A 12,138-nucleotide genomic window follows, 5' to 3' on the forward strand; every position below is an offset into this window, starting at 1 on the left:
CGCACCCACCGACAGCGCGGCGGGGGCGGTCAGGTGGCCAGCCAGATGCCGATCACCATCAGCGGCGCCGAGACGAACAGGAAGATGCCCACGCCGGTGAGGACCCGCCCGCCGCCGGCGTCCTCCCGCTCCGGCGCCATGCCGAACACCGCCCGCGACTGCATCGTGCCGAACCGGCTCAGGGTGAGGTCCCCGGTCACCGACAGCAGCACGCCGAAGATCATGAGCAGCAGGCCGAAGCGCTGGGTGAACTCGCCACCCTTGGCGGCCAGCCAGACCGCGGCGGCGAACGCGGCCAGCCCCACCGCGATTACGATCAGCAGCAACGCCTCACGCAGCCCCCTGACCACGGTCATCCGAATCCGCCTCCCCGTCGCGCCTCACCAGCGCGGAACCGGAGACACATTCTTCCGGGTCGATCGGGCCGGCGCTGTCCCGTTTCCGCCACCGGGCGGACGGGCGCGGTGGACGCCCGTCGGGGACCGGGAACACGACGACCGGGCGGAACCCCTGGGGTCCGCCCGGTCGGGTGTCGACCGCGTTATCCGTTCTCTCGCTGCATCCGGGCCATGAGCATCTGCTTGCCCTGATCACCGGCCTTGCGGTTGTTGTCCTGCATCGCGCGGAACCAGTTGGCGAGCTCGGTGTCGCCCTGCGCGTCCGCGTCGGCGATGTACGTCTCGAGCTGCCAGACGTGCTGCAGCGACATCTGCAACGCGTGGATCAGGTCGTAGTTCTTGTCCTTCACCGGGCTGGTCGTTCCCCTGACCATGGTCGCCACGGCGCACCTCCCTGTCTCGGCTTCTCGCGGTCCCAGCGGTTACCCGTCCTCACCGGGTTCACGCACGCGCCGCCCGGATCTGCCGGAGCAGCCGTGGGACAGCCCGCACGGTTACCCGCCGCGCTCCCGGGTAGGCATGGGCTCATGGCGGAACTGGCAGCCCTGCGGATCGTCCGGCACGGCGAGAGCACGGCGAACGTCGCGGCCTCGGCTGCGGAGGCGTCCGGCGCCGACCTGATCGACGTGACCCACCGGGACGCGGACGTACCGCTGTCGTCCACCGGCGAGGAGCAGGCCCGGGCGACCGCGCGCTGGCTCGCCGGCCTGCCGGCCGAATGCCGGCCCGACGTGGCGGTGGTCTCGCCCTACCTGCGGGCGGTACGGACGGCGGAGCTGGCGCTGGCCGGCACCGGCATCCCGGCCAGCCGGGACGAGCGGCTGCGCGACCGGGAGCTGGGCATTCTCGACGGCCTGACCGGGCACGGCGTGCAGCGCCGCTTCCCGGAGGAGGCGGACCGCCGCCGCCGGCTGGGCAGGTTCTACTACCGCCCGCCCGGCGGCGAGTCCTGGACGGACGTGGCGCTGCGGCTGCGGGCGCTCCTGGGCGACCTGCGCCGCGACCACGAGGGCCGGCGGGTGCTGCTCTTCGGCCACGACGCCCTGGTCTTCATGCTCCGCTACCTGGTGGACGGCCTGACCGAGGAGGAGCTGATGGCGCTCACCCGGGAGCACGTGATCGCCAACTGCTCGGTGACCGGCTGGTCGGCCGACCCCGACGGGCACCTCGTCCTGGACATCTTCAACGACGTGACCCATCTGCACCGGCAGGGCGCCCGACCGACCAGGGAGGACGAGGTCCATGCCGAACCGGTCTGAGACGCCTGTCATCACGCCGGCGCTGCTGCGCGGCTGGGCGCTGCCGGTGCCCGTTTCCTCGCCCGGGAGTTGCTGGACGAGATCCCGCACACCGTCGCCGTATGACGGATACTGATCAACCGAACGGATGTGTGTAACGCCACACAATCCCCCTACGCTGTTGGTTCGGAAGCGGGCACCCCGCCCTCTTCCCGCCGGCCGCTCCCCGCCAGGGGGCGACCCGGCTGGACAACCCCTGGGAGTCTGTGTGAAGAACCTCCGTCGCAAGACACTGGCTGCCGCGTCCGCCGTGACCCTCGGTGTCGGCCTCGCCGTCGCCGGCGGGCTGGCCCCGGCGGCGGCGGCCGCCGGGCCGGACACCACGTTCCTGGTCCTGGCCCCGCAGGGTGCCACGACCGGCAAGGCAGCGGCCCGCGTGGCCGCGGCCAAGGGCACCGTGGTGGCCACGTACAACCAGATCGGCGTGCTCGTCGTCCGCTCGACCAACCCCAACTTCGTCACCGACGTGGCGGGCGCGGGCGTCGAGTCGGTCGCCGCCACCACCGGTCTGGGCTCCGCCCTCGGGGATGACGAGACCGTCGAGGTCTCCACGGCCGACGTCGCCAACGCCACCGGCGACCCGACCAAGGAACCCATGTACGGCCAGCAGTGGGACATGGACATGATCCACCTCCCGCAGGCCCACGCGGTCACCGCCGGCAGCTCGAACGTGGTCGTCGGCGTGCTGGACAGCGGCATCTCCAGCAGCCACCCCGACCTGGCCACCCAGATCGCCAAGGACAAGAGCGTGTCCTGCATCGGCGGTGTCCCGGACACTACCGAGGCGGCCTGGAACCCGACCACCTCCGACCACGGCACCCACGTGGCCGGCACCATCGCCGCCGCCATCAACGGCATCGGCGTGACCGGCATCGCGCCGGGTGTCAAGGTGGCGGCGGTCAAGGTCGTGAACGACGCGCAGTACATCTACCCGGAGGCTGCGGTCTGCGGGTTCATGTGGGCCGCCGAGCACGGCATGCAGGTCACGAACAACAGCTACTACATCGACCCGTGGGAGCTGAACTGCCGCAACGACGCACGCCAGCGTCCGGTGTGGCAGGCGGTCCAGCGGGCCATCCGTTACTCGCAGTCCAAGGGCGTGCTCAACGTGGCGTCCGCGGGTAACTCGAACTACGACCTCGCGCACAAGAACACCGACACCGGCAGCCCGAACAACCTGCCCGAGGGGCAGGAGCCGGAGATCCGCGAGAACCTCACCAACGCCTGCCTCGACCTGCCGGCCGAGGTGCCGGGCGTGGTGACGGTCGGGGCGGTCGGCCCGACCGGGGAGAAGAGCTACTACTCCTCGTACGGCCAGGGTGTCATCGACGTGACGGCGCCGGGTGGCGACACCCGCTTCCGCACGCAGGGCGTCCGCTCCACCTCCACCGACGGGATTCTGTCGACCACCTTCAACACGGCGACGAAGACCAACGGGTACGGCTACAAGCAGGGCACCTCGATGTCCGGCCCGCACGCCACCGGCGTCCTGGCGCTGGCCGCCTCGGCGCATCCGGGCATGAGCGCGGGCCAGCTGGCGGCGTTCCTGGAGCGTACGTCGGTGGCGCAGTCCTGCCCGGAGGGCGTCTACAACCCGGTACCGCTGATCAGCGCAACCAACCCGCACCTGTACGACGCGACCTGCTCCGGCGGCGAGCGTAACGGCTTCTACGGCGCGGGCATGGTCAACGCGTACAACGTGGTGAAGTAGCAGCACGGCACGACCAGTGGTGGGGCCCGGCGGAACATCGCCGGGCCTCACCCGTTTTCGCAGCTCGTGACCGACTGAGCGGTCACCGCGCGACCCGGGGCCCGGCCGTCGGCGGGGCCACGCCGCGGGTCACCAGGCGGTCGCGGGCACGCCGTCCGGCGCCGGCAGGATCCGGCGCACCCGCCCCGGGGGTACGCCCCGCCGCCGCCACTCCCGCGGGTAGCCCACCGAGACCTCCTCGAAGCGGACCCCGTCGTGCCAGGTGGTGCGGGGGATGTGCAGGTGCCCGTAGACCACGGCGGCGGCGTCGAAGCGGCGGTGCCAGTCGGCGGTGGCTTCGGTGCCGCACCACTGGGCGAAGATCGGGTAGCGCAGCACCCGGGTCGGCTCCCGCACCAGCGGCCAGTGGTTGACCAGCACGGTCGGCAGGGCCGGATCCCGCTCGGCGAGACGCCGGGCGGTCTCGGCGACCCGCGCCGCGCACCAGTCCTGCCGGGTCGGGTACGGGTCGGGGTGCAGCAGGAACTCGTCGGTGCAGACGATCCCCGTCCGGTACGCCTCGGCCAGGGCCGCCTCGCGGGTGTCGAAGCCCTCCGGTCGCCAGCTGTGGTCGTAGAGCAGGAACAGCGGCGCCACCAGCACCGGGCCGCCCGGGCCGCGCCATACCGGGTACGGGTCCTCCGGGGTGAGCACGCCCAGCGCCCGGCACCGTCGCACCAGGTGCTGGTAGCGGGCCACGCCCCGCAGGGTGACCGGGTCGCCCTGCGGGGTCCACAGCTCGTGGTTGCCGGGCGCCCACACCACCGTGTCGAACCGCTCGGCCAGCAGGCCCAGCGCCCACTCGACGTCGGCGGCCGTGTCGCCCACGTCCCCGGCGACGATCAGCCAGTCCCGGGGCGAGGACGGGCGCAGCGCCTCGACCAGCGCGCGGTTCTCCGCGTACCCGACGTGCAGGTCGCTGATGGCGACCAGGCTGCCGTCGGCGTCCTCCCCCAGCATCCGCCGATCGTACGCAGACCGCGCCGCGCCGTGGTGTCCGGCGAGGTCGGGCGGGTCCCGGGACGACGACCCGGTAGGATCTCCCCGGGCCGTGACTGGCGCGTGGGGATGGAGCACCATCGGGAAGCGGTCCCGTCATGAGGACGCACGCCGAGCGCCTGGGCCTTCCGCACGTATCTGGAGGTCGCATGTCGCTGAACGCCGAATCCACCGCATTCCGTAGCGCGCTCGAGGTGATCCGCGCCGTCGAGCCCCGGGTGGCCGACGCCATCGGCGCCGAGCTGGCCGATCAGCGCGAGTCGCTCAAGCTCATCGCCAGCGAGAACTACGCCTCCCCGGCCACCCTGCTGGCCATGGGCAACTGGTTCAGCGACAAGTACGCCGAGGGCACCATCGGCCGCCGCTTCTACGCCGGCTGCCAGAATGTGGACACCGTCGAGGCGCTCGCCGCCGAGCACGCCCGGGAGCTGTTCGGCGCGACGCACGCGTACGTGCAGCCGCACTCCGGCATCGACGCCAACCTGGTCGCCTTCTGGGCGATCCTGGCCGACCGGGTGGAGTCGCCGGCCCTGAAGAAGGCCCAGGTACGCCAGGTCAACGACCTCACCGAGGCGGACTGGTTCGCGCTGCGCCGGGAGCTGGGCAACCAGCGGATGCTCGGCATGTCGCTGGACGCCGGCGGCCATCTCACCCACGGCTTCCGGCCGAACATCTCCGGCAAGATGTTCGACCAGCGCAGCTACGGCACCGACCCGGCCACTGGCCTGATCGACTACGACCAGGTCGCCGAGGCGGCCCGGGAGTTCAAGCCGCTGATCCTGGTCGCCGGCTACTCGGCGTACCCGCGGAAGGTCAACTTCCGGATCATGCGGGAGATCGCCGACTCGGTCGGCGCCACCTTCATGGTCGACATGGCGCACTTCGCCGGCCTGGTCGCGGGCAAGGTCTTCACCGGCGACTTCGACCCGGTGCCGCACGCGCACATCGTCACCACCACCACCCACAAGTCGCTGCGCGGGCCGCGCGGCGGCATGGTGCTCTGCGGCCCGGAGCTGGCCGACCAGGTGGACCGGGGCTGCCCGATGGTGCTCGGCGGTCCGCTGCCGCACGTGATGGCCGCCAAGGCCGTCGCCCTGGCCGAGGCCCGCCGCCCCGACTTCGCCGACTACGCCCAGCGGATCGTCGACAACGCCCAGGCGCTCGCCGAGGGCCTGCTGCGCCGGGGTACGAAGCTGGTCACCGGCGGCACCGACAACCACCTGGTGCTGCTCGACGTCTCCGGCTACGGGCTGACCGGCCGGCAGGCCGAGCAGGCGCTGCTCGACTCGGGCATCGTCACCAACCGCAACTCGGTCCCGCAGGACCCGAACGGCGCCTGGTACACCTCGGGCATCCGGATCGGCACCCCCGCGCTGACCACCCGGGGCCTCGGCACGGCGGAGATGGACCAGACCGCCGAGCTGATCCACACCGTGCTCGCCCAGACGAAGCCGGGCGCCAACGCCGACGGCACCCCGTCGAAGGCCAAGTACGTCCTCGACCCGGCGCTGGCCGACAAGATCGGCAAGCAGGCCAGCGAGCTGCTGACCGGCTTCCCCCTCTACCCCGCCGTCGACCTGGGCTGACCTGGCGTACGTGGGCCGGCGCGGCGCGCGCCGGCCCACCGCCGCTCCGCCCGGCACCCCCGCGTCCGCCGGTGATCGGGACCCTCTCGTCCGGAACTCTCGGCGAGCCGGTCGGATCGGGTGTCGTCCGAGGTCATCCGGCCTGCTGAGGCTCGTCTCGGCCCGGTATGGCTGGCACGGTTGCTGTACTTCGCCGCTGGACTGCTGGCATCGACCGGTCGGTCACCCTGGTCCAGCCGAGGAATCGGCGGTGCAGCACGCCGGCCGGCGTCCAGGGCATGTCTTCGGCGGCCTGGACGAGGTAGGAGCCGAGGTAGAGGGCCAGCGACACTGGTGCGTCGGCATACTCGGCCCGCAGCTCCCGCTTCCGCGTCGGGCAGGGCCAGGGCAGGTCGCAGCCTCCGCAGCTCCAGATCGGCATGACCGGGCCGTGGGTGGTCACCGCACACCGCCAAGGAACCGGGCGGTGATCGTCCGGGCCTGCCGGCTGGTCGCCCAATCCACCTGCCAGCACGGGTACGGAGTCAGCCGCGACCACCATGCGCGGCAGCCGGCGCACATGCCATCGAGCCCCCGGACATGAACCGCGATGATGGTGCGCTCCCGTCCGTCATTCACTGCTCTCCCTCGCTCGGCCAGTGGCCACGATTGATCGGAATCCGGTGCCGGGCACGGCAGGGCAGATCGCTTCCACAGCGGCAGATACGCCGCCAGTGCCGCCAAGACCAAACCGGCCGGTGCCGCCGGGCGAGGGTCAGTGCGGTAGCGGAGAGGTATTCGTCGTACGAAACGCGCCGCATGTGCCCTCCCTCGTCCATCACGAGGGCGGCCTCTGCGCCCCCGAAGCTGAGAGGGACGCGGCGACCAGGCGATACCCGCACCGCCCGCCGCATCCCCTGAGGGTGACGCTACGTACGGCCAGGGTGCGCAACGGGTAAGGTCCGTACCCCTAGATCACGAGACGAGGCCGACTTTCACCGCGAGGTCGCGGGCGTCGTCGCGGGTGGAACGCGGACCGTCGAGCAGGTCCAAAGTGATCTGGCGGGCGTAGCCGTTGAAGCGGATCGTCTCCGGAGCCGACTCGTACGCCCGCCGAAGGGTCACCATGGTCGCCTCCTTGTCGTCCTTGCCGTAGTGCGCCCGAGCGACCTCGATAAGGTGACGTGCCCGGCGCGGCCTCGATGGGATCGCGGCCGCGTCATGACGGCGTGCCTGTCGCACCGCCTCGCCGGACTTCTGCAACTCCACGGCCACGGTCACCGCGTGTGCGCCCATGATGACCTGGGAAAACGACGTCTGCGGCTGGTAGAAGCCGTGCGGTAGGCGCTGCGCCACCCGGTCCGCACGGTCCCAGTACCGCCAGGCACGTCCCTCCTCGCCCGCACGAGCGGCGGTGTAGGCGGCCTCGAAGTTCAGCGCACCCCACAGCGCGAGCAGGTTCGTGCTCCCGTCGGCCGTATGCGATTCCAGAGCCGACAGAACGTCGAGCGTCACCGCCATCGCGGTGTCCCAGTCCCCGGCGTCCCGATGCACCTGACACAGGAACCACCCCGCGCAGGCCACCGCCTCCGGATCTCCGGACTCCTGCGCCGCCACCATCGCGCGGTCGGCGACCCGCCACAGCAGTTCGGCAGCGGGTTGGTAGGCAACGAACATCTGCGCGAGCCCCAGCGCCTCGGCCAACAGGGCATGCGCCTGCCGACGCTCCACACCCTCGTACGCCAACGCGGCACGCTGCACGTCCCGCAGCAGATCCGGCAACAGACCGCCCAGCACCGTACGGTGGTCCGACGCCTGATGGCGCGCCCGCCACGCCGCCGCAAGTCGCTCCCTGAGGCTGGGCAACGACTCGGCGGGGATGTCGCTGGAGAGCGTGAAGCGGTTCACGGCGTCACGGACCGAGGCCAGTGCCGGATGCTCCGGCCCGTTGACCACGGCAGACCGATCGCTCAGCTCCCCGACCAGGGCGGACACGTCAACCTTGAGGGCACGCGCGATCCGATCCAGCATGTGCACGCGCGGCGGCAGGATCCGATCGGTCTCCACCGCCTTGACCCACTCGGCGCTCCGACCCACCAGCCCACCGAGCACCGCACGAGTCTTACCCGACCGCTCGCGGTAGACCTTCAAACGCTGCCCGAAAGTCAACTCCGGCAGGGAATCCATCCCGAACCTCCTCGTAGCGCGGGATGCAACACCGGCCCATCGGCCGCCGTCACGCCCAACGCTACCGACCAATCCGCCGCCTGATAACCCTCACACGCCACCCACCGAGTCCCGTGCCGGCCTCGGCGTCATTGGCCTTGGCTCCCACCGTCAGCCTGCCTCGTCCCGCCACCAACGCGAACGGCGCGCAACGCTGCTCGCACGGCGTCTCAGGCTGCCATCGTTCAGGGCTACTTGACGTCGTTTCACGCTGTCTTGTGCCCCACGTGTGCCCCAGAGCGTGGTCAGCCGGGCGGAGGGCTGGGAGCATCCTCGTCGTGAAATCTCTACCTCAGCCCGACGACCTCACGTCGCTGGTTCTCCGTACGGACTTCACCGACGACGCTGCGTGGGAAGCCCTGAAGACGGCCTTGCACACCTGGGAGGGCCACGACAGCGCAACCTTCGTCAGCGACCCGAACTACGCGGGCCTGAGCCTCCGAGAGCTGGTCGACGCGGACAGCGCCGCGAGCCACGAAAATAAGCTGATCTACCTCTTCCTCGCCGATGCAACCACGATGACCGACGTCGAACGCCCGCTGCTCGCCGTCGATCTGGCCCACGAGCCCGGCCGCACCTTCCGGGTACCGCCCCGCTGGTTCGCGGACGTCTCGGCCAACCTCACCATCGCGAATCTGGACTTTGACGAATTCGCTGACGCTGCCGACAGCCCCGGCACGTACCGGGGCCTCGACGGGGACTAACGCCCTGGTCCGGGCCTTCGCGTGAAGCTGGTAACCGGAATCGAACCTGCACTGCCAGCTTGGGAATCCCATCTCGGAGCCCGAGCGCCCCGCCGGAGGCGCAGTAACCGCAACCCCGCGACCGCCGCCAGCTCGCCGACGCGGCCGGCGTGGCCTCCCCTACGCCGCGCGGGTCCGGGCCGCGAGGCCCGGCCGGCTGCCGGCCCACCACCCCACCCGTCAACGGCCTGTCGTTCGGCGGCGGCCCACCGGGCTTCCGGCTCTCCGCGCCAGCTGCCGGGCATCAGGCGTGACGGCCGCAGAGCGACGGCGGCAGCGGCCGGCGCGCGCCCAGACGGCGGCGCGTGCGGCCCGTTGCGGGCCGCCTTGAAGACGCACAGGAACTTGTATCGACACCGCCGGGCAACTCCTCGTCACCGCCGGCGACAACCCCCACCGGCTGCACTCCGGAGCGGCCTTGCCCGCCTCTGCGGCGTCGCTCCCATCCCCGCCAGCTCAGGACGCACCGACCGCCACCGCCTGCACCGCGGTGGCGACCGCGACGCTAACAGCGCCCTCTGGCGCATCACCCAGATTTCCGGCGCCCCCGCCCCGCTGGCAATCTTCGCGTCGAACCTCGAATCAATGGCAGCTGACGAGCATGGCGGCCACCTACACATCGAGTACTACCCAGATCACCCCTACCTAGCGCCAGCATCAGCCGATTTGATCGTCAACAGCCCGCACGGCGGCATGCCAACGCGGTAGCCCAACAGCCTTGACGAAAACAGGAGCGTCCACATCGCCGGCGGCCGGCTGTCCGGTCTCGGGACCTGCGTGACAGATCGGTGTCAGGACCTGGGTGACAATCTGACAATGAAAGACATCAGGATCCGCGACCGAACGTCGGCTGACCTGCCACACTGCGTCGCGGTCCTCACAGAGGTCCATCGCCTCGACCGCTACCCGCTGAACTGGCCGGCCGATCCGGAACAATGGTTATCGCCATCCAACGCCCTACACGCATGGGTCGCCGAGACGGAACGGGGCCCGATCCTCGGCCATGTCGCCGTTCACCGCGTCTGCTCCGCAACTGACCCTGCCTCGGCACCCGCAGCCGAGGTCAGCCGCCTGTTCGTCGCACCCGCCGCCCGCGGGTACAACATCGGGACCCAACTCCTCACCCACGCCCGCCAATGGGCCATCAAGCACCGGCTCCAGCTCGTCCTGGAGATCGTCGAGGACCAGCGGTCAGGCCCCGCCATCAGCCTCTACGAGCACACCGGCTGGCAGCACACCCACACGACCACCGCCACCTGGACCAGCCCAGAAGGTCGGCCCGTCCGTCTGCGCCGATACACCGTCACCGAAGACCCGCCCGACATGTGATCATGCCCGGGTGCCGTCCTCGGCGAAGGCAGCGCCGAGGCCGGCACCGATCGCGACGCCGGTCATGATGGCGCAGCCGACCCCAGCGGTTCCCACACACCGTTCCCCTCAATGCGAAGCGGGGCGGGCGAGGTCGGGCGGGTCAGCCGCGCAGGGCGCGGTTACGGAGGGCGCGGAGGCGGTGCAGGACGTCGGTGCCGCCCCGGCCGAAGTGGTCGTGCAGGGCCCGGTACTCGGCGTACAACTCGTCGTAGGCGGCAGCGCGCGCCGGGTCCGGGTGGAACGTCTCGCGGTGCGGGGCCCCCATCGCCTCCGACGCGGTCGGCACGTCCGGGTACGCCCCGCCGGCCACCGCCGCGTGGATGGCCGCGCCGAGCGCCGCCGGGTGCGCCGCGTCCAGCACGTGCAGCGGCCGGCCGAGCACGCCGGCGTAGATCCGCAGCAGGAGCCGGTTGGCGGTGAGGCCGCCCGCGGCGGTCAGCTCGCGCACCGGCACGCCGGCGGCGGTGAACGTCTCGACCACGGTGCGCGCGCCGTACGCGGTCGCCTCCAGCAGCGCCCGCCAGATCTCCTCCGGCCGGGTGGCCAGGGTGAGCCCGACCAGTATCCCGCTCAGCTCGTGGTCCATCAGCACCGAGCGGTTGCCGCTGTGCCAGTCCAGGGCGAGCAGCCCGTGCCCGCCGACCGGCTGGTCGGCGGCGAGCGAGTCCAGCAGCTCGTACGGGGTGATCCCGCGCCGCCACGCCTCGTCGGCGTACCGGCCGGGCAGCGCCTGCTCGACGTACCAGGCGAAGATGTCGCCCACCCCGCTCTGCCCGGCCTCGTACCCCCAGCTGCCGGCGCTCACTCCGCCGTCGACCACCCCGCACACGCCGGGCACCTCGTGGCAGGCGTCCGCGTTCATGATCAGGCAGGTGGAGGTGCCGAGCACGGCGAGCATCCGCCCCGGCGCGACGCAGCGGGCCGCCGCCGCGGTGACGTGCGCGTCGATCGCGCCCACCGCCACCGGCGTCCCCGCCGGCAGGCCGGTCCACCCGGCCGCCTCGGCGGTGAGCGTCCCCGCCCGGGCGCCCAGCGGGGCGAGCGGCCCGTCGACCTTGGCCAGCAGCGCGGGCAGGGCCGGATGCAGCGCGGCGAGGAACTCCGGGGACGGGTCGCGGCCGTCCTGGCGCAGCCCCTTGAAGCCGGCGGCGGAGACGTTGCGGGTCTCCCGGCCGCAGAGCCGCCAGACGATCCAGTCCGCCGCCTCGATCCACCGTTGCGCGGTGTCGAAGACCTCCGGGTCGGCCTCCAGCAGCTCCAACGCCTTGGCGAGCTGCCACTCGGCGGAGACCCGGCCGCCGTAGCGGGCCAGCCAGGGCTCGCCGCGCTCCCGGGCGAGGGCGTTGATCCGGTCGGCCTGGGGCTGGGCGGCGTGGTGTTTCCACAGCTTGGGCCAGGCGTGCGGCAGGTCCCGCAGGGCGGGCAGCGCGCAGAGCGGGGTGCCGTCGGCGAGCGTCGGCAGCACGGTGCAGGAGGTGGCGTCCACGCCGATGCCGACCACGTCGCGCGGGTCGACCCCGGCGGCGGCCAGCGCGGCGGGCACCGCGACCCGCAGCACGTCCAGGTGGTCGACCGGGTCCTGCAGGGCCCAGTCCGGCGGCAGCGGCGGACCGTCCGGCAGCCGGTCGGTGAGCACCCCGTGCCGGTACGCGTGCACCGCGCTGCCGAGCTCGGCGCCGTCGTCGACGGCGACCACCACCGCCCGGCCGGACAGCGTGCCGAAGTCCGCGCCGACGGCGTACCGGCGTCGGTTCCGCTGCACGACCGCTCCCCCTCCCGTCGCCCCGG

Annotated in this window: 12 protein-coding genes, 1 pseudogene and 1 riboswitch; of the genes and pseudogenes, 6 read left to right on the plus strand and 7 right to left on the minus strand. The window is 71.9% G+C overall.

What is annotated here, in order from left to right; all coding sequences use genetic code 11:
* Positions 1 to 29 precede the first annotated feature (29 nt).
* Together AB0I41_RS15325 and AB0I41_RS15330 are read right to left on the minus strand one after the other, a co-directional pair.
* Positions 30 to 356 carry a hypothetical protein gene (locus AB0I41_RS15325; protein WP_357106993.1) on the minus strand — a complete coding sequence of 109 codons (327 nt, stop codon included), beginning with the start codon at positions 354 to 356 and terminating at the stop codon, positions 30 to 32.
* Positions 357 to 541: 185 nt separating this feature from the next.
* Positions 542 to 772: a hypothetical protein gene (locus AB0I41_RS15330; protein ID WP_357107129.1), complete on the minus strand. Its 231-nt coding sequence runs from the start codon at positions 770 to 772 to the stop codon at positions 542 to 544.
* Positions 773 to 925: 153 nt separating this feature from the next.
* Here AB0I41_RS15330 and AB0I41_RS15335 point away from each other — a divergent pair, with 153 nt between their 5' ends.
* Both AB0I41_RS15335 and AB0I41_RS15340 read left to right on the plus strand, forming a co-directional pair.
* Complete coding sequence (locus AB0I41_RS15335) at positions 926 to 1,657, plus strand: histidine phosphatase family protein (protein WP_357106996.1); 732 nt, start codon at positions 926 to 928, stop codon at positions 1,655 to 1,657.
* A 247-nt stretch (positions 1,658 to 1,904) separates the two neighbouring features.
* On the plus strand, positions 1,905 to 3,407 hold the full coding sequence (locus AB0I41_RS15340) for a S8 family serine peptidase (protein ID WP_357107000.1): 1,503 nt from the start codon (positions 1,905 to 1,907) through the stop codon (positions 3,405 to 3,407).
* A gap of 129 nt (positions 3,408 to 3,536) precedes the next feature.
* Here the strand turns inward: AB0I41_RS15340 and AB0I41_RS15345 are convergent, their stop codons facing one another.
* Positions 3,537 to 4,406: a metallophosphoesterase gene (locus tag AB0I41_RS15345; RefSeq protein ID WP_357107003.1), complete on the minus strand. Its 870-nt coding sequence runs from the start codon at positions 4,404 to 4,406 to the stop codon at positions 3,537 to 3,539.
* Between the two features lie 81 nt (positions 4,407 to 4,487).
* Positions 4,488 to 4,577: riboswitch (ZMP/ZTP riboswitch) on the plus strand.
* Between the two features lie 17 nt (positions 4,578 to 4,594).
* Here AB0I41_RS15345 and AB0I41_RS15350 point away from each other — a divergent pair.
* Positions 4,595 to 6,031 carry a glycine hydroxymethyltransferase gene (locus tag AB0I41_RS15350; RefSeq protein WP_357107006.1) on the plus strand — a complete coding sequence of 479 codons (1,437 nt, stop codon included), beginning with the start codon at positions 4,595 to 4,597 and terminating at the stop codon, positions 6,029 to 6,031.
* Between the two features lie 133 nt (positions 6,032 to 6,164).
* On the opposite strand, the gene AB0I41_RS15355 is transcribed toward AB0I41_RS15350, so the two are convergent.
* The 3 genes from AB0I41_RS15355 to AB0I41_RS15365 all read right to left on the minus strand — a co-directional run bounded on the left by AB0I41_RS15355 (position 6,165) and on the right by AB0I41_RS15365 (position 8,197).
* Positions 6,165 to 6,473 (minus strand): hypothetical protein, encoded by a 309-nt coding sequence (locus tag AB0I41_RS15355; RefSeq protein WP_357107009.1) that lies wholly within the window; start codon positions 6,471 to 6,473, stop codon positions 6,165 to 6,167.
* Entirely contained in the window at positions 6,470 to 6,808 is a 339-nt protein-coding gene (locus AB0I41_RS15360; RefSeq protein WP_357107132.1) for a hypothetical protein, read from the minus strand. Before AB0I41_RS15360 ends, AB0I41_RS15355 begins: the two co-directional genes overlap by 4 nt.
* A gap of 177 nt (positions 6,809 to 6,985) precedes the next feature.
* A complete protein-coding gene (locus AB0I41_RS15365) occupies positions 6,986 to 8,197 on the minus strand; it encodes a transcriptional regulator (protein WP_357107012.1) in 1,212 nt (403 codons plus the stop codon).
* A gap of 317 nt (positions 8,198 to 8,514) precedes the next feature.
* On the opposite strand from AB0I41_RS15365, the gene AB0I41_RS15370 reads away from it, so the two are divergent.
* The 3 genes and pseudogenes from AB0I41_RS15370 to AB0I41_RS15380 all read left to right on the plus strand — a co-directional run bounded on the left by AB0I41_RS15370 (position 8,515) and on the right by AB0I41_RS15380 (position 10,308).
* The gene (locus tag AB0I41_RS15370) at positions 8,515 to 8,940 is read left to right on the plus strand and encodes a hypothetical protein (RefSeq protein ID WP_357107015.1); all 426 of its coding nucleotides are present in this window, start codon (positions 8,515 to 8,517) and stop codon (positions 8,938 to 8,940) included.
* A gap of 436 nt (positions 8,941 to 9,376) precedes the next feature.
* Positions 9,377 to 9,498: pseudogene (locus AB0I41_RS15375) on the plus strand (transposase); the annotation flags it as partial.
* A 297-nt stretch (positions 9,499 to 9,795) separates the two neighbouring features.
* Positions 9,796 to 10,308, plus strand: a complete 513-nt coding sequence (locus tag AB0I41_RS15380) for a GNAT family N-acetyltransferase (RefSeq protein ID WP_357107018.1) — start codon at positions 9,796 to 9,798, stop codon at positions 10,306 to 10,308.
* A 142-nt stretch (positions 10,309 to 10,450) separates the two neighbouring features.
* Here AB0I41_RS15380 and araB read toward each other — a convergent pair whose 3' ends face one another.
* The gene (gene araB / locus AB0I41_RS15385; protein ID WP_357107021.1) at positions 10,451 to 12,112 is read right to left on the minus strand and encodes a ribulokinase; all 1,662 of its coding nucleotides are present in this window, start codon (positions 12,110 to 12,112) and stop codon (positions 10,451 to 10,453) included.
* Positions 12,113 to 12,138 lie beyond the last annotated feature (26 nt).

The sequence above is a fragment of the Micromonospora sp. NPDC050200 genome (genome assembly GCF_040656135.1).
GTDB lineage: Bacteria > Actinomycetota > Actinomycetes > Mycobacteriales > Micromonosporaceae > Micromonospora.